Annotated in this window: 21 protein-coding genes; 20 read left to right on the forward strand and 1 reads right to left on the reverse strand. The window is 65.2% G+C overall.

The annotated features are described in order from the left end of the window. Positions 1–117: 117 nt before the first annotated feature. The 16 genes from murJ (at position 118) to BcanWU425_RS00215 (ending at position 15,098) form a co-directional block, all read left to right on the forward strand. Positions 118–1,668 (forward strand): murein biosynthesis integral membrane protein MurJ, encoded by a 1,551-nt coding sequence (murJ, locus tag BcanWU425_RS00140; RefSeq protein WP_204513052.1) that lies wholly within the window; start codon positions 118–120, stop codon positions 1,666–1,668. A 73-nt stretch (positions 1,669–1,741) separates the two neighbouring features. Further along, positions 1,742–2,794, forward strand: coding sequence for a tryptophan--tRNA ligase (gene trpS, locus BcanWU425_RS00145; protein ID WP_063992141.1), 1,053 nt, complete (start codon positions 1,742–1,744; stop codon positions 2,792–2,794). 109 nt (positions 2,795–2,903) lie between these two features. Further along, entirely contained in the window at positions 2,904–3,398 is a 495-nt protein-coding gene (locus BcanWU425_RS00150; protein ID WP_018455814.1) for a universal stress protein, read from the forward strand. Between the two features lie 174 nt (positions 3,399–3,572). Beyond that, entirely contained in the window at positions 3,573–4,142 is a 570-nt protein-coding gene (locus tag BcanWU425_RS00155) for a NifU family protein (protein WP_026233032.1), read from the forward strand. A gap of 85 nt (positions 4,143–4,227) precedes the next feature. Continuing rightward, positions 4,228–4,926, forward strand: coding sequence for a tRNA (adenosine(37)-N6)-threonylcarbamoyltransferase complex dimerization subunit type 1 TsaB (tsaB, locus tag BcanWU425_RS00160; RefSeq protein ID WP_204513051.1), 699 nt, complete (start codon positions 4,228–4,230; stop codon positions 4,924–4,926). Next, complete coding sequence (rimI, locus tag BcanWU425_RS00165; protein WP_018455811.1) at positions 4,923–5,405, forward strand: ribosomal protein S18-alanine N-acetyltransferase; 483 nt, start codon at positions 4,923–4,925, stop codon at positions 5,403–5,405. Before tsaB ends, rimI begins: the two co-directional genes overlap by 4 nt. Before the next feature lie 38 nt (positions 5,406–5,443). Beyond that, complete coding sequence (locus BcanWU425_RS00170) at positions 5,444–5,899, forward strand: Fur family transcriptional regulator (RefSeq protein ID WP_007598312.1); 456 nt, start codon at positions 5,444–5,446, stop codon at positions 5,897–5,899. Next, positions 5,900–6,580 (forward strand): HAD family hydrolase, encoded by a 681-nt coding sequence (locus tag BcanWU425_RS00175; RefSeq protein WP_018455809.1) that lies wholly within the window; start codon positions 5,900–5,902, stop codon positions 6,578–6,580. Between the two features lie 192 nt (positions 6,581–6,772). Continuing rightward, positions 6,773–8,161 (forward strand): tRNA (N6-isopentenyl adenosine(37)-C2)-methylthiotransferase MiaB, encoded by a 1,389-nt coding sequence (gene miaB / locus BcanWU425_RS00180; protein WP_085349873.1) that lies wholly within the window; start codon positions 6,773–6,775, stop codon positions 8,159–8,161. A 4-nt stretch (positions 8,162–8,165) separates the two neighbouring features. Next, positions 8,166–9,224, forward strand: a complete 1,059-nt coding sequence (locus tag BcanWU425_RS00185) for a PhoH family protein (protein WP_085385549.1) — start codon at positions 8,166–8,168, stop codon at positions 9,222–9,224. A 61-nt stretch (positions 9,225–9,285) separates the two neighbouring features. Continuing rightward, entirely contained in the window at positions 9,286–9,795 is a 510-nt protein-coding gene (ybeY, locus tag BcanWU425_RS00190) for an rRNA maturation RNase YbeY (protein ID WP_204513050.1), read from the forward strand. A 1-nt stretch (position 9,796) separates the two neighbouring features. Continuing rightward, positions 9,797–10,915, forward strand: a complete 1,119-nt coding sequence (locus tag BcanWU425_RS00195; protein WP_231189577.1) for a hemolysin family protein — start codon at positions 9,797–9,799, stop codon at positions 10,913–10,915. After that, positions 10,912–12,525: an apolipoprotein N-acyltransferase gene (lnt, locus tag BcanWU425_RS00200; RefSeq protein ID WP_204513048.1), complete on the forward strand. Its 1,614-nt coding sequence runs from the start codon at positions 10,912–10,914 to the stop codon at positions 12,523–12,525. Before BcanWU425_RS00195 ends, lnt begins: the two co-directional genes overlap by 4 nt. 210 nt (positions 12,526–12,735) lie before the next feature. Then, positions 12,736–13,149, forward strand: a complete 414-nt coding sequence (locus BcanWU425_RS00205; RefSeq protein WP_007598327.1) for a helix-turn-helix domain-containing protein — start codon at positions 12,736–12,738, stop codon at positions 13,147–13,149. A gap of 84 nt (positions 13,150–13,233) precedes the next feature. Continuing rightward, complete coding sequence (locus tag BcanWU425_RS00210; protein WP_026233029.1) at positions 13,234–14,391, forward strand: M20 family metallopeptidase; 1,158 nt, start codon at positions 13,234–13,236, stop codon at positions 14,389–14,391. Next, positions 14,388–15,098 carry a tRNA (guanine(46)-N(7))-methyltransferase TrmB gene (locus tag BcanWU425_RS00215; protein WP_085362005.1) on the forward strand — a complete coding sequence of 237 codons (711 nt, stop codon included), beginning with the start codon at positions 14,388–14,390 and terminating at the stop codon, positions 15,096–15,098. Before BcanWU425_RS00210 ends, BcanWU425_RS00215 begins: the two co-directional genes overlap by 4 nt. Here BcanWU425_RS00215 and BcanWU425_RS00220 read toward each other — a convergent pair. Then, positions 15,095–16,177, reverse strand: coding sequence for a DUF2336 domain-containing protein (locus tag BcanWU425_RS00220; RefSeq protein WP_204513047.1), 1,083 nt, complete (start codon positions 16,175–16,177; stop codon positions 15,095–15,097). The two genes, BcanWU425_RS00215 and BcanWU425_RS00220, sit on opposite strands and share 4 nt — an antisense overlap. Positions 16,178–16,541: 364 nt before the next feature. On the opposite strand from BcanWU425_RS00220, the gene rimP reads away from it, so the two are divergent. From rimP to infB, 4 genes are all read left to right on the forward strand, one after another. Next, complete coding sequence (gene rimP, locus BcanWU425_RS00225) at positions 16,542–17,321, forward strand: ribosome maturation factor RimP (RefSeq protein ID WP_018455800.1); 780 nt, start codon at positions 16,542–16,544, stop codon at positions 17,319–17,321. Between the two features lie 2 nt (positions 17,322–17,323). Further along, positions 17,324–18,934: a transcription termination factor NusA gene (gene nusA, locus BcanWU425_RS00230; protein WP_007603900.1), complete on the forward strand. Its 1,611-nt coding sequence runs from the start codon at positions 17,324–17,326 to the stop codon at positions 18,932–18,934. A gap of 22 nt (positions 18,935–18,956) precedes the next feature. Then, positions 18,957–19,640: an RNA-binding protein gene (locus BcanWU425_RS00235; RefSeq protein ID WP_018455799.1), complete on the forward strand. Its 684-nt coding sequence runs from the start codon at positions 18,957–18,959 to the stop codon at positions 19,638–19,640. Positions 19,641–19,710: 70 nt separating this feature from the next. Then, entirely contained in the window at positions 19,711–22,413 is a 2,703-nt protein-coding gene (gene infB / locus BcanWU425_RS00240; RefSeq protein ID WP_204513045.1) for a translation initiation factor IF-2, read from the forward strand. Positions 22,414–22,527 lie beyond the last annotated feature (114 nt).

Below are 22,527 nucleotides of genomic sequence, written 5' to 3' on the forward strand. Positions count from 1 at the left end.
ATCCTGTTTGGCGGATTGCGATACCCGCGGAAATCCGCTTCCTGTCGGTCTGAAATCTGGCTCGCGGCCTATCACGGCCGGCCCTTCGCGGGCAAGCAACGGTATTATGCAGTTCCGATGATCCGCTCCTTCCTGACCGTCTCGACGGGGACACTGGCTTCACGGCTGCTGGGCTTTGCACGCGATTCCCTGATCGCGGCGCTGCTCGGCACCGGCGCCGTGGCGGACGCGTTTCTGGCGGCATTTCAGCTCGTCAATGTGGTGCGGCGCCTGCTCAGCGAGGGGGCCCTGAATGCGGCGCTGATCCCGGCCTGGCTGCGCGTTCGTGACCGCGACGGCGAGGCGGCTGCCGCGGCGTTCGCGGGACGCGTGCTCAGCTCCGTGAGCGCGGGCCTGATCGCAATCTCAATCGTGATTGCACTGCTGATGCGGCTGATCATCATGATCATCGCGCCGGGCTTCGTCGGCAGCGCATCGCTCGATCTCGCCGTCCAGAATGCGCGGCTGATGCTGCCTTATCTTGCCTTCGCGGGACCCGTCACGGTGCTGATGGGCCTGCTCAACGCGCAGGGTCGCTTTGCACTCACCGCGTTCTCGCCGCTGCTGTTCAACATCGCCCTGATCGCTGCGAGCACAACACTCCTGCTGTGGCACGTCGACGCGACCGTCGCCGCGTGGATATTGGCGGCCTCCGTCGGCATCGCCGGCCTGTTGCAGCTCCTGATGCTGCTGTCGCAGCGAAGTGCGCGTCTGGCGACACCGTTGCGCGTGAGCTTCGACAAGGACATGCGCGGCTTCTTCGCCAAGGCGATCCCGGGCATGATCGCGAGCTCCGGCCCGCAATGGCTGATGGTTGCCGGCGCGATCATCGCCTCCGCCACGCCGGCCGCGGTCTCCTGGCTCTATTTCGCCAACCGCTTGATCGAGCTGCCGCTTGGCATTGTCGGCGTCGCCATGGGTACGGTGCTGGTGCCGGAGCTGACGCGCGCGGTGAGGAGCGGTCACCGTGACGCGGTTGCGCATGCGGAATCGCGTGCGCTGGAACTCGCGACCGGGCTGGCATTGCCGGCGACGTTCGGCCTGATCGTGCTGGCCGAGCCGATCGTGCGGCTGCTGTTTGAACACGGCGCCTTTGGCGCGGAGGACAGCGCGACCACGGCGCGCGCCCTGATGTGGCTGGCGCTGGGACTGCCGGCGCACGTGCTGATCAAGGCGCTGTCCCCGACCTATTTTGCCCGCAGCGACACGATGACGCCGCTGCTTGCGACCGCGAAAGGGTTCGTGGTCGCGGTCGCGCTCGCGATCCTGCTCGGTCACTTCTTCGGCGCGAGCGGGATCGCCGCCAGCATTGCCGCCGGCGCCTGGAGCAGTGCGATCTCGCTGCTCCGGAAAGGCACGCGTGAATTCGGCTTCTCGGTCGACGCCGCCGCCCGCAAGCGGCTGCCGCGAATCGTGCTCGCCGCGCTCGCCATGGGCGGCCTGCTGTGGCTGACCGCGGGCCTCTTGCCTTCACAGGCCCATGGGCTCATCCGCTTCATTGCGCTGGGATCACAGATCGCCGCCGGAATCGTCGTCTATGGCTTGCTCCTGCAAATCCTCCGCGTCGCGTCCTGGCGCGAGGCGGCCGGTGCCTTGAAGCGCCCCGCCCAGCCCGATCCCGGCGCCTGAAGTCAGCGAAATTCCCTTGACGGGGCAGCGCCGCTGTTGGAAACGACGCCCCGTATCTTGCAGGGAAGCTGCCATGCCATTCGTTGAACGGGTTTTTTCGGGCGTCCAGCCGACGGGCAATCTGCACCTCGGCAATTATCTCGGCGCAATCGTCAACTTCGTGAAGATGCAGGAAACCCACAACTGCATCTATTGCGTCGTCGACATGCACGCGATCACGCAGGGCGTGGACGTCTGGGGCGGACCAGTCGAGCTCGCGCGCAACACCCGCGAGGTGACCGCGGCGTTCATCGCCAGCGGCATCGATCCGAGCAAGCACATCGTGTTCAACCAGAGCCAGGTCTCGGGCCACGCCGAGCTCGCCTGGATCTTCAACTGCGTCGCGCGCATGGGCTGGCTGGGTCGCATGACCCAGTTCAAGGAGAAGGCCGGCAAGGACCGCGAGAACGCGTCCGTCGGTCTGTTCGACTATCCCGTGCTGATGGCGGCTGACATTCTGCTCTACCGCGCCACCCACGTGCCGGTCGGCGAGGACCAGAAGCAGCATCTTGAGCTCTCGCGCGACATCGCGCAGAAGTTCAACAACGACTTCGCCGACTCGATCCGCAGCCAGGGCGCCAATGACGGCCTGTTTTTCCCGCTGCCGGAACCCTTGATCACGGGCCCGGCGACGCGCGTGATGAGCTTGCGCGACGGCACCAAGAAGATGTCGAAGTCGGATGCGTCGGATAATTCGCGCATCAATCTGACCGACGACGCCGACACCATCGCGCAGAAGGTCCGCAAGGCCAAGACCGACCCGGAGCCGCTGCCGACCGAGGAGAAGGGTCTGGAAGCGCGTCCCGAGGCCGACAATCTCGTCGGTATCTTCGCCGCGCTCTCCGGCCGCTCCAAGGCCGACGTGCTCAGGGATTTCGGCGGCGGCCAGTTCTCCAGCTTCAAGAACGCGCTGGTGGATTTGTGCGTCACGAAGCTCGCGCCGATTGCCGGCGAGATGAAGCGCCTCGTCGCCGACCCCGGCCATATCGACGCGATCCTGAACGATGGCGCCGACCGCGCGCGCGCGATTGCCGACGAGACCATGAAGCTCTCGAAGGACATCGTCGGCTTCATCCGTCGGCGCTGATAATAAGTTCGCGAAAACGCGGCCGACGCCACGGCGCCGGCTCGCTTCTGCTCTCCCCAAGTACGACGGAGTGTGGCAGCATGTCAGCCGTGCACATTCCGGGACATGCATGACCAGCAAGCGACTTTGCTTCGAGCCGGGTCACAAGCCCAAATGCCTCGTCATCGTCGACGACACCGCCGAATGGGATCGCGCGGTCTATTACGCCAGCCGCTGGGCGATTCGGGCCGGTGGCGGCGTGGTGATGCTCCGCATCATCGAGCCCGAACAGCAGAGCCAGGAATGGCTGGGGGTCGCCGACATCATGCGCGCCGAAGCGCATGAGGCGGCCGAAGCCGCGCTCGACCGTGCCGCCGGCCGCGCCAACGGCATCGCCGCGATCACGCCGGAACGGGTGATCCGCGAAGGCGCTGCGATGGAACAGCTGCTGGCGGTGATCGACGAGGACCCCGACATCGCCATGCTGGTGCTCGCCGCGAACCCGGGCGCGGAAGGCCCGGGGCCATTGGTCGCGCTGCTCGCGCACGCGCTGGGCACGTTCCCGGTGCCGGTGACGGTCATTTCCGGCGCGCTCAGCGACCAGAGCGTGGATTCGCTGTCCTAGACTGCTGCTCGTTCGCCTCGCCCCGTTAGCCGACAGAGGGAAGAAGCGGGTACCCTAACCCGCTGATATAACAGGTGAACGGCCAGCTTACCCCTTGACCGTGCGTTCGCCGTCGCCATCTGCTAGTGGATAGAGCACGCGCCGGCCTTGAACCGGCGACGTCTGGAGAAAACCATGTTCATTCAAACCGAAGCCACCCCCAATCCCGCCACGCTGAAGTTCATTCCCGGCCGCGTCGTGGTCGACGGCGGACCGATGGAATTTGCCAACCGCGAATCGGCCGCACGCTCGCCGCTCGCCGAAAAGCTGTTCGAAGTCCCCGGCGTCACCGGCGTGTTCTACGGCTCGGACTTCATCACCGTGACCAAGGCGAACGGTGAATGGCAACAGCTCAAGCCCGCGATCCTCGGCGCCATCATGGAGCACTACATGTCCGGCGCGCCGCTGCTCGCCGACGGTGCGGCCGCGAGCGATGTCGATCTCGACGAAGAGGACGAGTTCTTTGACGAAGCCGATGCCGAGACGGTCGACATGATCAAGGATCTGATCGAGACCCGCGTGCGGCCAGCGGTCGCCAATGACGGCGGCGACATCACTTTCCGCGGCTTCAAGGATGGTATCGTCTATCTCAACATGAAGGGCTCCTGCGCCGGCTGCCCGTCATCGACCGCGACGCTCCAGCACGGCATCCAGAACCTGCTCAAGCACTTCGTCCCCGACGTGGTCGAAGTCCGGCCGATGTAGGCTGGGGCCGCAAAGGCGTGGATGGCCGGGACAAGCCCGGCCATGATGACGAGCATTCCATGACGGATGGTGCTACCATCGTTCCATGCTGATCCTTGCCATCGATACCGCGCTGGAAGCGTGCGCGGTTGCCGTTCTCGACACCGATGCCGGCCAGCTCCTCGCGCAGGAGCAGCTTCTGATGAAGCGCGGCCACGCCGAAGCGCTGATGCCGATGATCGCGCGCGTGATGCAGTCAGCCAACCTCGCCTTCACAGCGCTCGAGCGCATCGCGGTCACCATGGGCCCCGGAAGTTTCACCGGCCTGCGCGTCGGCATTTCGGCCGCCCGCGGCCTTGCGCTTGCTGCGAAGCGGCCCGCCGTCGGCCTGACCACCTTGTCGGCCTATGCCGCCGCAGTCGTCGGCCAGAGCGGAGCGGCGCCGGTGATCGCGGCGATCGACGCGCGGCACGACCACGTCTATTTCCAGATCGTGGCCGGCGACGGCAGTCAGCTGGTGCGGCCGGGCGTCGCTCCCATCGACGAGGCGATCGCGGCGTCGCAATTCGGCGCGCCGCATCTGGTCGGCAATGCCGCGAAGATCCTCGCCGAGCGCTGGCCGAAAGATATGCCGCAGCCGGTCGCGGTCGACGCGCAGCCCGCGCCCGACATCGGCTGGGTCGCATGGCTTGGCGCCGCCGCCGATCCCGCGACAAATCCGGCGCGGCCGTTCTATCTGCGGGCGCCCGACGCAAAGCCGCCCGCACAACTGCCGCTTGCAGCACAAGCCGCAAGCTCACGATGAAATGGTTGTCGGAATGGTGGCGCGGCGGTACGGCCGTCGTCGAGCCGGCTGTCGCGCGCGACGTCGCACGGCTTGCGCAACTCCACGGCGCCTCCTTCGCGCGCGGTTGGGGCGAAGGCGAGTTCGAGAGCATGCTCAGCGAGCGCAACACGCTGGTGCACCGGTTGCGGCTCGGCCGCAAGACCGTGGGCTTCGCGGTGTCGCGGATCGGCGCAGACGAAGCAGAGATTCTCTCGATCGCGGTCGATCAGGCCCATCGCGGCCGCGGCCTCTCTCGCACGCTGCTGATGACCCATCTCGGCCACCTGGCAGGACGCGGCGTGCGCACAATATTTCTTGAGGTCGAGGAAAATAACCAGCCGGCGCGGCGGCTCTACGACCGAGCCGGATTCATGGTGGTCGGACGCCGCGAACGCTACTATAAGCAGCCGAACGGGGAACAATTGAACGCACTTCTGATGCGACGTGACTTGTCGTAACATTGATGGCAGAAAGCGCCCCGTCAGGCGGACATCACATGACTGGTCTTAAACCTTCCCCCGCTTCCAAGGCGTCCGGCATCGAGGCGCGCTGTGCCGCCACAGGCATGCGCATGACCGAGCAGCGTCGTGTCATCGCCCGCGTGCTCGCGGAGGCGGTCGATCATCCCGATGTGGAGGAACTATATCGCCGCTGTGTCGCGGTCGACGACAAGATCTCGATCTCGACCGTGTATCGGACCGTCAAGCTGTTCGAAGATGCGGGCATCATCGAGCGCCATGATTTCCGCGAAGGCCGCGCGCGCTACGAGCAGATGCGCGACAGCCATCACGACCACCTCATCAACCTGCGCGACGGCAAGGTGATCGAGTTCACCTCCGAAGAGATCGAGAAGCTCCAGGCGGAGATCGCCCGCAAGCTCGGCTACAAGCTGGTCGATCATCGGCTCGAACTCTATTGCGTCCCGCTCGACGACGACAAACCCACAAGTTAAGTGGCGATCGATCTCGTCATCTTCGATTGCGACGGCGTGCTCGTGGACAGCGAGGTGATCTCCTGTCGCGCGCATGCAGATGTGCTGTCGAGGCACGGCTATCCGATCACATCGGAGCAGGTGCTGGTCCGCTTCCTCGGCGTATCCGAGAAAGATGCACGGCGAATGGTCGAACAGGAGATCGGCCGCAATCTTCCCGATGATCTCGAAAGCCAAGTGAATGCTGCGACGCTGCAATTTTATGCCAGCGATTTGCAGCCGATCACCCATGTGGCCGCAGCGATTGGCGCAATCGATTTGCCCAAATGCGTTGCGTCGAGCGGCACACCGGAGAAGATCCATCATGGCCTGACCTGCGCCGGTCTCTACGATCTGCTTGCGCCGAACATCTTTTCCGCGAGCCAGGTCGCGCGCGGCAAGCCCGCGCCCGATCTTTTTCTGTTCGCCGCCGCGCAGATGAAAGTCGCGCCGGAGCGGTGCCTCGTGATCGAGGACAGCGTCCCCGGGGTGACCGGCGCGCATGCCGCCGGGATGACCGTGCTGGGCTTTCACGGTGGCAGCCATTGCCCGCCGGGCCACGCTGAAAGGCTCCGGGCCGCCGGGGCCGGATTGACGTTCGACGATATGCGGCAATTGCCGGAGCTGGTCCGGCGGGTCGCGGCGGACACCCTGGCGGGCTGATTCAGGGTATTTTCTGAGTGCAGCTGGCGGCTGCCGGGACACGCACACGCCCGGAATCCCGAGGTTTTGGCGGGATTCCGCACTTCCCGCCAGCGCTCGCCCCGGAATGACAGCCCAAAGGGCGCCAATCGCTGGATTTTCGCCTCCCCAGCCTATATCTGAGGGCGGTCCTCCACCTCAATTCCGGATTCCATGACGCCGCCGCGCAAGCTGCACATCAAATCATATGGCTGCCAGATGAACGTCTACGATGCCCAGCGCATGGTGGACACGCTGGCCCCGGAAGGATTCGTGGAGACGGCCAGCGCTGATGACGCCGACCTCGTCATCCTCAACACCTGCCATATCCGCGAGAAGGCCTCGGAAAAGGTCTATTCGGAGCTCGGCCGCCTGCGCGTCGCCAAGGACGCCGCCGCGCGCGACGGGCGTACCATGCAGATCGCGGTCGCAGGCTGCGTGGCACAGGCCGAGGGCGAGGAGATCGTGCGCCGTGCACCCGCGGTCGACGTCGTGGTGGGACCGCAGAGCTATCATCATTTGCCGCAGCTGTTGAAGCGCGCCGGCAATGAAGGCCGCGCCATCGAGACCGAATTCCCGGCTCAGGACAAGTTCGGCTTCCTGGCCCAACCCAAGCCCGGCGCGATCCGCGCCCGCGGCATTTCCGCTTTCGTCACGGTGCAGGAAGGCTGCGACAAGTTCTGCACCTTCTGCGTCGTGCCTTACACGCGTGGCTCGGAAGTCTCGCGGCCGGTGACAAAGATCGTCGACGACGTGAAGCGGCTCACCGAGAACGGCGTGCGCGAGCTCACGCTGATCGGACAGAACGTCAACGCCTATCACGGCGAGGGACCGGACGGAAAAAGCTGGCCGCTCGGCAGGCTGCTGGAGCACCTCGCGGCGCTCCCGGGCGTCGCGCGGCTGCGTTATTCGACCAGCCATCCGCGCGATGTCGATGACAGTCTGATTGCAGCCCATCGCGATCTCGATGCCTTGATGCCGTTCGTGCACCTGCCGGTGCAGTCGGGCTCGGACCGGATTCTGGCTGCCATGAACCGGAAACATACCGCCGATGATTATCGGCGTGTCGTCGACCGTTTCCGGTCCGCACGCCAAGACATTGCTTTCTCATCAGATTTTATCGTCGGCTTCCCCGGCGAGAGCGAGCAAGATTTTCTCGCGACCCTCGCGCTTGTCACGCAAATCGGCTACGCTGCGGCATATTCGTTCAAATACTCCGCCCGGCCGGGAACGCCGGCCGCGGACATGCAGGAGACGGTGTCCCCCTCCGAGATGGACCAGCGATTGGAGCGGCTCCAGGAACTGATCGACAGCCAGCAATCGGCCTTCAACAAGGCTGCGATTGGCTCAACGGTCGATGTGCTGTTCGAGCGCCCGGCCCGCAAGGACGGCCAGATCGTCGGCCGCACCGCCTTCCTCCAGCCCGCGCATGTGATGGCCTCCCCCGACATCATCGGACAGATCCTGCCGGTCCGGATCGACAGTCTCGAACGCTACAGCTTCCTCGGCGAGCTCGCCATGGCGCGCGTGCCCGCTTTATCGCCCATCGCCACTGGAGCCTGAACCCTTGCCAAAAAGCGCATCGGATTCGTCTTCTTCCATCGCTCCCAGCCGCAAATTTGACCGCGACATGCAGGTTCCGCCCGAGACCCAGGTCGTCATCGATTTCGACGACAACCGCGCCGCGTCGGCGCTGGTCGGTCCTTACGGCCAGCATCTGGCACAGATCGAACGGCGGCTCGGCGTCGTCGTCGATTCCAAGGGCAACCACATCACGATTGGCGGCTCGCGCGACGGCTGCGATGCCGCGCGCCGGGTGCTGGAGACGCTCTACGCCCAGGCCGTGAAGGGACAGGATCTCGACCAGGGCGAGGTCGAGGGCGCGATCCGAGCCGTGATCGCGCAGGGCTCGCTGTTCGAGTTCGATGCCAAGTCGGCCAAATCCAGCTTCGACAGCATCAATCTGCGCAAGCGCCCGGTGCGTGCGCGCACGGCGGCGCAGGATTCCTACATCCGCGCGCTGAAGCGCCACGAGCTGGTGTTCGGCATCGGCCCCGCCGGCACCGGCAAGACCTGGCTCGCGGTCGCGCATGCCGCGCAGCTATTCGAGCGCAAGGAAGTCGACAAGATCATCCTGTCGCGCCCGGCGGTGGAAGCCGGCGAGCGGCTCGGCTTTTTGCCCGGCGATCTCCGCGAGAAGGTCGATCCTTATCTCCGCCCTATCTACGACGCGCTCTATGACCTGATGGACGCGCGCATTGTCGAGCGCGCGCTGCAGACCGGCGAGATCGAGATCGCGCCACTCGCCTTCATGCGCGGTCGCACGCTGACCAACGCGGCCATCATCCTGGACGAGGCGCAAAACACCACGTCCATGCAGATGAAGATGTTCTTGACCCGCCTTGGCGAGAACAGCCGCATGATCGTCACCGGCGATCCCTCGCAGATCGACTTGCCGAACGGCCAGACCTCGGGCCTCGCCGAGGCGACGCGCCTGCTGAGCGGCGTCGAAGGCATTGCGCAAGTTCATTTCAAGGCCGAAGACGTGATCCGCCACGAGCTCGTGGCGCGGATCGTCTCCGCCTACGAAGGGTCGCCGCAGCGGCCGGCCGCCGGTAAATCCTGACGAGACAGCAACCGGACCATATGGGCGCGGACACGGCGCCCCTTCGTTCGGAACAAGGACAATGTCACACCCCAACCTTCCCATCACCGAGGTCCTCGTCGTCGCCGATTGCTGGCAGCGGGAGCCCGAATCCGAAGCCGTGATCCAGCGCGCCGTGGCGGCCGCCGCCGAGAATGTCGACGAAGACGTTGCGGAGGCGGAAGTGGCGGTGATGCTGACCGATGATGCCGGCATCCGCACCCTGAACAGCAACTGGCGCGGCATCGACAAGCCGACCAACGTGCTGTCGTTTCCCGCGCTGCAGCCGGAAGGCGACTGGAAGCCTGGCGATGCGCCGCGCATGCTGGGCGACATCGCGATCGCCTACGAGACCACGCGCCGTGAGGCGGACGAGGAACAAAAGCCGTTCGATCATCATTTGAGCCATCTCGCCGTGCACGGTTTCCTGCATCTGGTCGGCTACGACCACGAAAACGAAGACGACGCCGAGGAAATGGAAGCGCTCGAACGAGAGATCCTGGCTCATCTCGGCATTCCCGACCCCTATGCCGACCGCCCAGGGACGCATTGAGATGCCGGATTCGGACCCGACTCACGACAATCCGCGCAACACGGCCAATTTACCGGTCGTGGTGACCTCCGGCGAGGTGATGCGCCCGACCGCGGAGGGCTGGCTGCTGCGTGCCATTCGCAGCCTGTTCGGCTGGAAGGCGGGTTCGGTGCGCGACGACCTCCAGGTCGTGCTCGACGCGACGACGCCCGACGACACCGGCTTCTCGACGGTCGAGCGCACCATGCTGCGCAACATCCTCGGCCTGCACGAGCGTCGCATCGCCGACGTCATGGTGCATCGCGCCGACATCGTCGCGGTCAAGCGCGACATCCCGCTCGGCGAGTTGATGGACCGTTTCGAGAGCGCCGGCCATTCGCGCCTCGTGGTCTACAACGAGACGCTCGACGATCCCGTCGGCATCGTCCATATCCGCGATCTGCTCGCCTTCATGACCGCGCGTGCGCGCGTGTCGGGGGTCACGAAAACCAAGCGCAAGAAACCTCTGCCGGCCGGGCTCGATCTGCGTACGGTCGATCTCGCGCTGCCGCTCGAGGAAGCGCGCATCATCCGCAAGCTGCTCTACGTGCCGCCGTCGATGCGGGCGATCGACCTGCTCGCGCAGATGCAGGCCACCCGCATCCATCTGGCGCTGGTGGTCGACGAATATGGCGGCAGTGATGGCCTGGTCTCGCTCGAGGACATCGTCGAGCAGATCGTCGGCGAGATCGACGACGAGCATGACAGCGACGAGCCACCCTCGATCGTGCGGCTGCCCGACAACGCCTTCATCGCCGACGCCCGCGCCAGCCTCGACGACGTCCGCACCGTGATCGGCGAGGACTTCGTCACCGGCGAGGCCGGCGAGGAAGTGGAGACGCTGGGCGGCTATCTCGTCAGCTTCGTCGGGCGCCTGCCGGTGCGCGGCGAGGTGATCTCGGGTCCCGGCCATTACGAGATCGAGGTGCTCGATGCCGATCCGCGCCGGGTCAAGCGACTGCGGATCTCGACGCGAAAGGAGCGCCCCGCGCCGCGCACCCAGCGCGAGAGCCGGCGCCGCGAGGCTGCGCCGGATGGCAGCCAGCCGGCGGCCAGCGACACGCCCACCCCGCCGCCGAGCGACGGGACCGGTCCGCAGTGAGCCCTTTCCAGCGATTTCGCCAGATCGCGCTTGCCATCATCCTGACCTGGGGATGGAAGCGCGCGCTCGTCGCAATGGCTGCCGGCGCGCTCTCGGTGCTCGCACTGGCGCCGTTCAATGTATTCCCGGTGCTATTCGTCACCTTCCCGGTGTTGGTCTGGCTGATCGACGGCGCCGGCGCCGGACGATATCGCGGCGTCCCCGCCGCGGCGCTGACCGGCTACTGGTTCGGCCTCGGCTATTTCGTGCCCGGCCTCTACTGGATCGGCTACGCCTTCTTCGTCGACGCCGATGTATTCGCCTGGCTGACGCCGTTCGCCGTGCTGGGCCTGCCGGCCTATCTGTCGATCTTCACGGCAATGGGCTTTGCGCTCGCCCGCCTGCTCTGGACCAAGAACGCGACGCGCGTGCTTGCGCTCGCGGCAAGCCTCACCATCACGGAATGGCTGCGGGGTCATGCGCTGACCGGCTTTCCCTGGAACGCGTTCGGCTATGCGCTGTCCGAGCCGCTGCCGCTGGCACAAACGGCGTCGCTGATCGGCCTGTGGGGCATGACGTTCCTGACGGTTGCGATCTTCGCAAGCCCCGCGGCGCTGATCGACCGCACGCCCGATCGCCGCCTGGCGTGGCGCGCGCCGGCCGCAGCCGTGGCAGTCCTGCTGGTCATGAGTATCTTCGGCGCGATCCGCCTGTCGCTGCATCCGACCACGATGGTCGCCGGCACCAAATTGCGCCTGATGCAGCCGGATCTCCAGCAGGACGCGAAATTCAACTACGCCGCCAAGGCGGAGGTGATGAAGAAATATCTGGCCTTGTCGGACCGCGCCTCCGGACCGCAATCGACCGGCGTGCGCGATGCCACCATCCTGATCTGGCCGGAATCCGCCTTTCCGTTCTTCCTGACTCGCGAAGCCGATGCGATGGCGCAAATCGCGGAGCTTCTGCCCAAGGGCACGGTGCTGATCACGGGCTCGGTCCGCGCGCCCGACCTGCCGCGGGGCACGCCGATCACACGCGCCTACAATTCGATCTACGTGATCGACCACGACGGCAGCGTGCTCTCTATGTACGACAAGCTGCATTTGGTGCCGTTCGGCGAGTTTCTTCCCTACCAGGGTCTGATGGAGAAGCTCGGTTTCGAGCAACTCACGCGTGTGCGCGGCGGCTTCATTGCCGGCACCGTGCGGCATGCGCTGCCGGTCCCCGGCGCGCCGTCCGCGCTGCCGCTGATCTGTTACGAAGCAATCTTTCCCGGCGAGGTGGCTGGACGCAATGAACGTCCGGGCTGGATCGTGAATCTCACCAATGACGGCTGGTTCGGAATCTCGACCGGCCCCTACCAACACCTCGAACAGGCGCGGATGCGCGCGATCGAGCTCGGATTGCCGCTGGTTCGCTCCGCCAATACCGGCGTTTCCGCAGTGATCGATCCGGTGGGACGCATCGTCGCCAGCCTCGGTCTCGGGATCGAAGGCATTTTGGATGCAAATCTGCCCGCCGCGATCCCGCCGACCATCTATGCGCGCGTGGGCGATGTACCCGCGGCCATGTTTGTCGCGCTCGCCGTGTTTCTGGCTATCCGCCGACGTGTTGCCAAACGGCATCCCTGATCACGCAGCCGCGGCCGATAGCTTTTGACAACCGTAGTCCCACGGTTGACAGACTGCACGCGGCCTCCTCATTCTGCACCGGCTGCAAAAGACAGTGGGTATTGCTAAATTTCTCCGCAATGTTTCCCAATAACAGGGTCTGATTTTGACGTTGCTTACACCTCAGGCATTCCTGATTGCGCCGAAGGTGATGTTTGGAGGGCTGAGGAAATGTCGAAAGCGCCCAACCCTGTTGACAAATATGTCGGCAGTCGCGTGCGGATGCGCCGCATCATGTTGGGCATGAGCCAGGAAAAGCTCGGTGAAGCTTTGGGCCTGACTTTCCAACAAGTTCAGAAATACGAGAAGGGCACAAACCGGGTCGGCGCGAGCCGCATCCAGCAAATTGCCGAAATTCTCCAGGTGCCGGTGTCCTTCCTGTTCGAGGGCGGTCCGAGCGGCGTGGCGGGGCCGGACGGCTTCGCAGAAGGCGCATCGCCGTCTTACGTCTCGGATTTCCTCGCGACTTCCGAAGGACTCGCTTTGACCAAGGCGTTCACCCGAATCACCGATTCGAAGATGCGCCGCTCGATCGTCGATCTCGTCGAGCAGATTGCGGCCCGCGAAGGCCCCGACAAGCGCTGACGCGCCATCTCAATCCGATTTGAGACTGCGTCAAATCTGGCCTATGTCGTCATTTGTGGCGCGCTTTGATGCGCGTCCTCCTTGATGATGCGATTCAAAGGCACAGATGCGCCCATGGCCAGCTCCAATTGGTTCGATTCTCAAACTATTCTCGATGGCATCCGCCGCTGGGTGGAGGTCGAGACGCCAACGGACACGCCTGAACAGGTCAACAAGCTCGTCTCGATGGTCGCGGAGCAATACCGCGATCTCCCTGTTACGCTCGAGCGCATCGCCGGTGTCGATGGTTGCGGCGATCATCTCGTGGCGCGCTCGACCTGGGGCCAGGACCGGCCGGGCATCCTGGTGCTGAGCCACCTCGATACCGTTCACCCCATGGGATTCATCGAGCGCCTGCCGTTCAAGGTCGAAGGCGACAGCGCGTTCGGTCCCGGCATCTACGACATGAAGGGCGGCGCCTACATCGCCCACCACGCCTTTCGCGCGCTTTGCGCCACGGCCGATCGCCGGCCGCTCGGCATCACCCATCTGTTCACTTCGGACGAGGAGATCGGCAGCCCCACCTCTCGCGCACTCATCGAGACCGAAGGGCGCAAGGCGAAGTACGTGCTGGTGACGGAGCCGGCGCGCGAGGGCGGCAAGATCGTCACCGGTCGCAAGGGCGTCGGGCGATTCGAAGTGTTCATCAAGGGCGTGCCCGCGCATGCCGGCACGCGGCCCCAGGATGGCCGCAGCGCGATCCGCGAGCTTGCCAACGTCATCCTGGCGCTGGAGGCGATGAACGATCTGGCGCGCGGCGTCACCGTCAATGTCGGCGTGGTGCGCGGCGGCACGCGGCCCAACGTGACCCCGGAAGAAGCCTATGCTGAAATCGATCTGCGCGTGCCGAGCTTCAAGGACGCGGATGAATTCGTCGGCAAGATCCTCGCTTTGACATCGAAGACAGATGGCGTCACCGTCAAGGTCACGGGCGGGCTCAATCGTCCGCCTTACGAGAAGAGCAATGCAGGCGCTTCGCTGTACGAACATGCAAAGACGGTTGCCACGGAGATCGGCTTCGATCTGGTGGACGTTCACACCGGCGGCGGCTCGGACGGCAATTTCACCGCCGCCCACACCGCGACGCTCGACGGGCTCGGCGTCGACGGCAAGGGCGCGCACACCCATTATGAGCAGCTCTATGTCTCGTCGCTCGCACCGCGCGCGCGGCTGCTCCACCGCCTCTACCAGACGCTACGATGAGTGAGCGCAAATCAGATCCGGATCGCGAGGACAGCGAGCGCGCCTTCTTCGGACGCCGCAAGGGCCACAAGCTCAGGCAGCACCAAGCCGAGCTGATCGATCATCTGCTGCCGCGTCTTGCGCTCGCCATCGACCGCGCAGCACCGGCGGATGCCCGCGAGATCTTCGCCCCCGCAGCCGACGATTTGCGGCTCGAGATCGGCTTCGGCGGCGGCGAGCATCTTGCGGCGGAAGCGCAGACCTTCGCCACAACCGGCTTCATTGGCTGCGAGCCTTACGTCAACGGCATGGCGAAGATCCTCGCGCAGATCGAGGCCGCCGAGATCGGCAACATCCGCCTGTTCGCAGGCGATGCCGCCGAGCTCCTGGCCTGGCTGCCGGAAGCTTCGCTGTCGCGGATTGACCTGATCCATCCCGATCCCTGGCCGAAACGGCGGCACTGGAAGCGGCGCTTCGTCCAGGACCGGACCATCGCCGCGATGGCGCGCGTGTTGAAAGCCGGCGGCGAATTTCGTTTCGTCTGCGACATCGACGATTACTGCGCCTGGACGCTGTCGCATCTGTCGCGCTCGCAGGACTTTGTCTGGCTCGCGGAGCGCGCCGATGATTTTCGCCTGCCGTGGGCCGGATACACGATGACGCGCTACGGCCGAAAGGCCACTCGCGAGGGGCGCAAGGCGGCGTATCTGCGATTCAGGCGGGTCTAGATCGTCTGCCGGTTGCGCCAGAAATTCACGACGCGCTCGGCGGTCGTCGGCATCAAGCGCGTGAAATTCGCGCGCGCCTGCTCAAGATCGGCATCGGCTGGCGTGCGATTCGGGCCGTACCACATCAGGATCAGCGCCCGCACCGTCGGCCAGCTGACATTCAGCACACGCCCCAGCACCAGAATTGGATCGTAGCGGTCACCCGTGATCAGGCGGTCGAGGACCGAGAGGCGGACTCCGGACATCGCCGAGAGCGAAGCGATCGCCTCCTCGTATTTGTAGGCCTTCGCGAAGCCAAACAGCGCGCTCTCGCCAAGATGGCCCCCGCGATGCAAGGCCAGCACCGTACGTTGCGCTCCCGAGAAATCGCGACGCGGGCCCGGCGGCAGCGTGGCTTCCTCGATGGCCGCCATGGCGCGCGTGATCTCGACCTGGCGCACGGGATTGACCACGCTCGAGAGGCGACGGCGGATGACGTCGAGCGTACCGTCGAGAAGCTGTTTCAGGTTCTCACCCGAAAGATCGCTGCGCTGGCCGATCCTGAGCGTCAGCACGCCATCCTGCGCGGCACGCTTGATCAGCTCCGAATAGCTGCCAAGCGAGAACACCGCGCCGGCATTGCCCGCGGCGCGGCGCACCACGTCGCGATCGCCGCGCTCGACCAGCACGTCGGTGATGACAGCCGACAGCGTGGGGCGTTCGCTCATCGCCAGCAGATGTCCCTGGCCCTTCAGTCGCGCGATTTCGACGAGAGCGGCGTCGTCGAGCACGGGCGAATGGCGCAGCACGGGGCCCGCCACCGCGATTTCGTTTTCGCGCGCGAGCTCGCTCACGAGACGCCGCGGCGCGTTGTTCAGGCGCGAGAAGCGTTCGGCGAGATCGACGCGCGAGGCGAGCTCGGCATGCGGGACGAGATCGATCAGCAGATTGTCGAAGAGATCGATGACATCGGGACGGAGGTTCTCGGCGTCCTGAAAGAACAATTGGGAAATGGCATGCGCGATCTCGCCGCGACGCCGCGGGTCGCCGCGTTTGACGATATCGTCCAGTCCGGGAATGAGCGACGTGGCAACGGTCATGAAAACGCAAACTCGTAGGGGGCACGCCGCGGGTACGCCCTGGTCCAAGCCGCCCCACAATCAGGGAATCTAGGCCTTGGAGGTGAAGGAAGCGTTGCGCCAGCGGGCCGCACAGCGGGCGCAAAAAGCCTCGCGCGCCGTGCAATGGGCCTTGTCCGAGAGGGCGGAAAGGGCTATATCACCGGCAATTCATCTTCTCATACGATCCGCGTAGTGAGAGTGGGCCCGAAAGGACCCGCTCTTTTTTATTACCTGAACGCGGCCTGGTGGAAGATGTGCGGCCCGCCGATCTGTCGGGAGAGTTCCGAAGCGGGCTTGAAAGCTTAACCAAGCCTTAACCATACCGAGCGCCTTGACCTCTGACATGACCGAACCGAACCCTGGTTCCACGGATGCCGAATTGCTGGCCGAGCCGAGGCTCGTGGTCGAGCCGGGCGTCGCGGCGCGGGTGTCCGCGGTCGCGGGGCCGGTGCTCGAAGGCATGGGCTACCGCCTGGTGCGGATCCGCATTTCCGGGGAATCCGGCTGCACCGTGCAGGTTATGGCAGAGCGGCCGGACGGCTCCATGCAGATCGAGGATTGCGAGGCGATCTCGCGGGCACTGTCGCCCGTGCTCGACGTCGCCGATCCCGTCGATCGCGCCTATCGGCTGGAAATCTCCTCACCGGGGATCGACCGCCCGCTGGTGCGCCGCTCCGATTTCGAGCGTTATGCCGGCCATCTGGTGAAGGTCGAAATGGCTGTCGCCCATGAGGGGCGGAAGCGGTTCCGCGGCACGATCGGCCCCGTCGAAGGCGACCGCGTGCATCTGCATCGCGACGACATCAAGGCGGGCGAGGCTGCCGACGTTCTCCTGACGATGGAAGACATCGCCGAGGCACGGCTGGTGCTGACGGACGAGCTGATCGCGGAATCCATGCGCCGCGGCAAGGCCCAGGCCCGCGAAATGCGCCGCAATCTCGGCCTCGAGCCGCCGGCGGCGCCGCACGCCAGCATCAGCGAAAAAACGACCAAGAACACCAAGCCGACTAAGAAACCGACGCCGGCCGCGACGAAGAAGCCGGCTCCGACCAATACCAAGAAACATCGCCTGGCCGCCGAACGCGCGCGACGGGGCGAAATCGATCCTGACGAAGGAGACTAGCCATGGCAGTCAGCGCCAATCGACTTGAATTGCTTCAGATCGCCGACGCCGTTGCGCGCGAGAAATCGATCGACCGCGGCATCGTCATCGCGGCGATGGAGGATGCCATCGCCAAGGCGGCGCGGGCCCGCTACGGCAGCGAGACCGACGTTCACGCCGAGATCGACCCGAAGAAGGGCGAGCTGCGGCTGTCGCGCCACATGCTGGTGGTCGAGACGGTCGAAAACCATTCCAACCAGATTTCGCTGGTGGATGCGCAGCGCGCCAATCCCGGTGCCCAGGTCGGCGACACCATCGCCGACACCCTGCCGCCGCTGGAATATGGCCGCATCGCCGCGCAATCCGCCAAGCAGGTGATCGTGCAAAAGGTGCGCGAAGCCGAGCGCGACCGGCAATATATGGAATTCAAGGACCGCATCGGCGACATCGTCAACGGCGTCGTCAAGCGCGTCGAATATGGCAGTGTGATCGTCGATCTCGGCCGCGGCGAGGCCATCATCCGCCGCGACGAGATGCTGCCGCGCGAAGTGTTCCGCAACGGCGACCGCGTCCGCGCCTACATCTTCGATGTCCGCCGCGAGACCCGCGGGCCGCAGATCTTCCTCTCCCGCACCCATCCGCAGTTCATGGCAAAGCTGTTCGCGCAGGAAGTGCCCGAGATCTATGACGGCATCGTCGAGATCAAGGCGGTCGCCCGCGATCCCGGCTCGCGCGCAAAAATCGGCGTGATTTCTCGTGATTCCTCGGTCGATCCGGTCGGCGCCTGCGTCGGTATGCGCGGTTCGCGCGTGCAGGCGGTGGTGAACGAATTGCAGGGCGAGAAGATCGACATCATCCCCTGGTCGCCCGACATCGCGACCTTCGTGGTCAACGCGCTGGCGCCGGCCGAAGTCTCCAAGGTCGTCATCGACGAAGACCGCGAGCGCATCGAGGTCGTCGTGCCCGACACCAACAACCAGCTCTCGCTGGCGATCGGCCGCCGCGGCCAGAATGTGCGTCTGGCCTCGCAGCTCACCGGCTGGGACATCGACATCCTGACCGAGCAGGAGGAATCGGAGCGCCGCCAGGCCGACTTCGAGAACTCCACCCGCGTCTTCATGGAATCGCTCAATGTCGACGAAGTGGTCGGCCAGTTGCTGGCGTCCGAAGGCTTCACGTCGGTCGAGGAACTCGCGATGGTGGACGTCAAGGAACTCGCCGGCATCGAAGGTTTCGACGAGGAGACCGCGCAGGAACTCCAGAACCGCGCCCGGGAATATCTCGAACAGCTGGAAGCCGAGCTCGAGGCCAGGCGCAAGGAACTCGGCGTCGAGGACGCCGTGAAGGACGTGCCCGGCGTCACCTCGAAGATGCTGGTGAAGTTCGGCGAGAACGACATCAAGACGGTCGACGACCTCGCCGGCTGCGCCACGGACGATCTGGTCGGCTGGACCGAGCGCAAGGAAGGCGGCGAGCAGACCAAATATCCGGGCGCGCTCGATGGCCTGGAGATCTCCCGTGACGATGCTGAAGCGATGATCATGCAGGCCCGCGTCAAGGCCGGATGGATCACCGAGGCCGATCTCGCCAAGCCTGCTGAAGAGGCCGAGGCGACCGAAGATCAGCCGGCTTAGGGCGAAGGAGGATGTCACCCGGATGCTCGCCGATACTGACCCCGAACTCGACCATGGACCGCGGACCGAAAGGTCCGCGACCGTGCGGATGTGTGCGGTCAGCCGCGAGGTCCGGCCGATCGACGAGCTGATCCGCTTCGTCGTCTCGCCGCAAGGGCACATAGTTCCCGATCTCAAGCGCAAGCTGCCCGGACGCGGCATGTGGGTCACCGCCTCGCGCGAGGTGGTTGCGGAAGCCGTTCGGCGTCACCATTTTACGAAAGCCTTCAAGCGCGAGCTGCGCATCCCTCAGACGTTTCCCGCCGACCTCGAGGCGCTCCTGGTCCGGAGCGTGGTCGAAGCCCTTGGGATTGCGGCCAAAGCGCGCCAGATCGTCGCCGGTTTCGGCAAGGTCGAAAGCGCGCTTCGGGAGGGTACGGTCGAGGTCCTGATCCATGCCAGCGACGGGGCCGCGGACGGAATCCGCAAATTGGACATGCTGGCGCGTCAAAATGAGGGAAATCGCGGCGCCAAGCCGGAGATTCCCGTCGTCACTGCACTAAAATCGACAGAATTGGATTTGGCACTTACCCGGTCAAATGTGATACATGCTGCCCTGCTCGCGGGCCCGGCGAGCAAGTCATTCCTGTCACGTAGCCAGATGCTGGTCCGATACCGGATGGCGGACGCTGACAGGACTGCCGAAAAGCCCGGCCAGGATTTCTGAGAGACAACGACCACCCGATAGCACGGTGCGGCAACGCACAAGACAACAAGATCAGGATTAGGACTGCTTAATGGTTGATACCAAGACCCCTGGCGACAAGAAGCTGAGCGTTCCGAGCAAGACGCTATCGCTCAAGCCGCGCGTCGAAACGGGCACCGTGCGCCAGAGCTTCAGTCATGGCCGTAGCAAGCAGGTCGTGGTCGAGAAGCGTGGCAAGCGCCGTGTCGACGGCAGCCCTGAACCGCAGGTGGCCGAAGTGGCGAAGCCCGCGCCGGCCGCCGCGCCCAAGCCTGCCCCGGCACGCCACGCGCCGCCGCGCAACGCCGGCTCCGGCGTGGTGCTGCGCACGCTGACCGAGGACGAACGTTCCGCCCGCGCCAGCGCGCTGGCCGATGCCAAGGTGCGCGAAGTCGAAGAGCGCCGCCATGCCGAGGAAGAGGCCCAGCGCCGCGCGGTCCGCGAAAGCGCCGAGCGTGCTGATCGTGAGGCCGCCGAAGCCCGCCGCAAGGCCGAGGAGGAGCGTCACCGTCACGAGGAGGAAGCCAAGCGGAAGGCCGAAACCGAGGCCAAGAAGCGTTTTGGCGAAGGCGAGCAGCCGCAATCTGTGGCGCGCCCTGCAACGGGGACCTCGGCCGCTCCTGCAGCGCGGCCCGGAGCGCCGATGGCGCGACCCGGCACAACCACCACGGCACGCCCGGGAACAACGACCGCGCGACCCGGAACGACCACGCAGCGGCCGGGAGGCCCGGTGGGCCGCGCCCCTGCTGTCGCAGCCGGACCGGACGAGGACGAGGGTCCGCGCCAGATCCGTCGCGGCCCCGGCGGCGCTGCGCGGCCTGTGGTCGCTCCCAAGCCCACCCACAAGCCCGGCCCGCAGAAGGAGCGCGGCCGCCTGACGGTCGTCACCGCCTTCAATGCCGACGACGTCCGCGAGCGCTCGATCGCCTCGTTCCGCCGCCGCACCCAGCGCCTGAAGGGCCATGCCGCGAACGAGCCGAAGGAAAAGCTCATCCGCGAGGTGGTCATTCCGGAAGCGATCACCATCCAGGAGCTCGCCAACCGCATGTCGGAGCGCGCGGTGGAAATCATCCGCATGCTGATGAAGCAGGGCGCGATCCACAAGATCACCGACGTGATCGATGCCGACACTGCGCAGCTGATCGCCGAGGAGCTTGGTCACACCGTCAAGCGCGTTGCCGCGTCCGACGTTGAAGAAGGCCTGTTCGACGCCATCGACGATTCCACCGACACCGAGCCGCGCTCGCCGGTGGTGACGGTGATGGGCCACGTCGACCACGGCAAGACCTCGCTGCTTGACGCGCTCCGCCATGCCAACGTGGTCTCCGGCGAAGCCGGCGGCATCACCCAGCATATCGGCGCCTATCAGGTGCTGTCGCCCGAAAGCGGCAAGAAGATCACCTTCATCGACACGCCCGGCCACGCCGCGTTCACCGCGATGCGCGCCCGCGGCGCCAAGGTGACCGACATCGTCGTGCTGGTGGTTGCGGCCGACGACGGCGTGATGCCGCAGACGATCGAGGCCATCAACCACGCCAAGGCGGCGCGGGTGCCGATCATTGTTGCCATCAACAAGATCGACAAGCCCGACGCCAAGCCCGAGCGCGTGCGCACCGAGCTGCTCCAGCACGAGGTGCAGGTGGAATCCTTCGGCGGCGAAGTCGTCGACGTCGAAGTGTCGGCGAAGAACAAGACCAATCTCGACAAGCTGCTCGAGATGATCGCGCTCCAGGCCGACATCCTCGACCTCAAGACCAATTCGGATCGTCCGGCCGAAGGCACCGTGATCGAAGCCAAGCTCGATCGTGGCCGCGGTCCGGTCGCGACCGTTCTGGTCCAGCGCGGCACGCTCCGTGTCGGTGACATCATCGTCGCCGGCGCCGAAATGGGCCGCGTCCGCGCGCTGATCTCGGATCAGGGCGAGACGGTGCAGGAGGCAGGTCCGTCGGTGCCGGTCGAGGTGCTCGGCTTCAACGGTCCGCCGGAAGCCGGCGATCGTCTCGCCGTGGTCGAGAACGAAGCCCGCGCCCGCCAGGTCACCAGCTACCGCGCGCACCAGAAGCGCGAGAACGCGGCTGCCTCGATCTCCGGCATGCGCGGCTCGCTCGAGCAGATGATGTCGCAGTTGAAGACGGCGGGCCGCAAGGAATTCCCGCTGATCATCAAGGCCGACGTGCAGGGCTCGCTGGAAGCGATCCTCGGCTCGCTGGAGAAGCTCGGCACCGATGAAGTCGCCGCGCGCATCCTGCATGCCGGTGTCGGCGGCATCTCGGAATCGGACGTGACGCTCGCGGAAGGCTTCAACGCCGCGATCATCGGCTTCTCGGTCCGTGCGAACAAGGAGGCCGCTGCGGCCGCCAAGCGCAACGGCATCGAGATCCGTTACTACAACATCATCTACGACCTCGTGGACGACGTGAAGAAGGCCATGAGCGGCCTGCTCGCGCCGACCCTGCGGGAAACCATGCTCGGCAATGCCGCGATCCTGGAGATCTTCAACATCTCCAAGGTCGGCAAGGTCGCCGGCTGCCGCGTCACCGACGGCACCGTGGAACGTGGCGCCAACGTGCGTCTGATCCGCGACAACGTCGTCGTGCACGAAGGCAAGCTGTCGACGCTGAAGCGCTTCAAGGACGAAGTGAAGGAAGTCCAGTCCGGTCAGGAATGCGGCATGGCCTTCGAGAACTATCACGACATGCGCGCCGGTGACGTCATCGAGTGTTACCGCGTGGAGACGATCCAGCGCTCCCTGTAAGTCCAAATCTTACCGAAGCGCCTGGATCTTTTTTGAACTGAATTGCGGGAGTGCGATGGCCGGATTTTTTCCGGCCATCCACCCCTCTTCGTTTCAGCAAGACAAATGACAATG

Origin of the sequence: Bradyrhizobium sp. WU425 (assembly GCF_021052305.1) — a bacterium.
GTDB classification, from domain to species: domain Bacteria; phylum Pseudomonadota; class Alphaproteobacteria; order Rhizobiales; family Xanthobacteraceae; genus Bradyrhizobium; species Bradyrhizobium canariense_D.

What these genes read in the sequence shown, in the direction of transcription:
- BcanWU425_RS00215 (WP_085362005.1), top strand. Translation starts at nt 14,388, where the DNA reads ATGAGTGAGCGCAAATCAGATCCGGATCGCGAGGACAGCGAGCGCGCC.
- BcanWU425_RS00155 (WP_026233032.1), top strand. Translation starts at nt 3,573, where the DNA reads ATGTTCATTCAAACCGAAGCCACCCCCAATCCCGCCACGCTGAAGTTC.
- BcanWU425_RS00195 (WP_231189577.1), top strand. Translation starts at nt 9,797, where the DNA reads ATGCCGGATTCGGACCCGACTCACGACAATCCGCGCAACACGGCCAAT.
- trpS (WP_063992141.1), top strand. Translation starts at nt 1,742, where the DNA reads ATGCCATTCGTTGAACGGGTTTTTTCGGGCGTCCAGCCGACGGGCAAT.
- BcanWU425_RS00220 (WP_204513047.1), bottom strand. Translation starts at nt 16,177, where the DNA reads ATGACCGTTGCCACGTCGCTCATTCCCGGACTGGACGATATCGTCAAA.
- BcanWU425_RS00205 (WP_007598327.1), top strand. Translation starts at nt 12,736, where the DNA reads ATGTCGAAAGCGCCCAACCCTGTTGACAAATATGTCGGCAGTCGCGTG.
- BcanWU425_RS00150 (WP_018455814.1), top strand. Translation starts at nt 2,904, where the DNA reads ATGACCAGCAAGCGACTTTGCTTCGAGCCGGGTCACAAGCCCAAATGC.
- BcanWU425_RS00170 (WP_007598312.1), top strand. Translation starts at nt 5,444, where the DNA reads ATGACTGGTCTTAAACCTTCCCCCGCTTCCAAGGCGTCCGGCATCGAG.
- nusA (WP_007603900.1), top strand. Translation starts at nt 17,324, where the DNA reads ATGGCAGTCAGCGCCAATCGACTTGAATTGCTTCAGATCGCCGACGCC.
- BcanWU425_RS00235 (WP_018455799.1), top strand. Translation starts at nt 18,957, where the DNA reads ATGCTCGCCGATACTGACCCCGAACTCGACCATGGACCGCGGACCGAA.
- infB (WP_204513045.1), top strand. Translation starts at nt 19,711, where the DNA reads ATGGTTGATACCAAGACCCCTGGCGACAAGAAGCTGAGCGTTCCGAGC.
- miaB (WP_085349873.1), top strand. Translation starts at nt 6,773, where the DNA reads ATGACGCCGCCGCGCAAGCTGCACATCAAATCATATGGCTGCCAGATG.
- ybeY (WP_204513050.1), top strand. Translation starts at nt 9,286, where the DNA reads ATGTCACACCCCAACCTTCCCATCACCGAGGTCCTCGTCGTCGCCGAT.
- rimI (WP_018455811.1), top strand. Translation starts at nt 4,923, where the DNA reads ATGAAATGGTTGTCGGAATGGTGGCGCGGCGGTACGGCCGTCGTCGAG.
- BcanWU425_RS00210 (WP_026233029.1), top strand. Translation starts at nt 13,234, where the DNA reads ATGATGCGATTCAAAGGCACAGATGCGCCCATGGCCAGCTCCAATTGG.
- rimP (WP_018455800.1), top strand. Translation starts at nt 16,542, where the DNA reads ATGACCGAACCGAACCCTGGTTCCACGGATGCCGAATTGCTGGCCGAG.
- tsaB (WP_204513051.1), top strand. Translation starts at nt 4,228, where the DNA reads ATGCTGATCCTTGCCATCGATACCGCGCTGGAAGCGTGCGCGGTTGCC.
- murJ (WP_204513052.1), top strand. Translation starts at nt 118, where the DNA reads ATGATCCGCTCCTTCCTGACCGTCTCGACGGGGACACTGGCTTCACGG.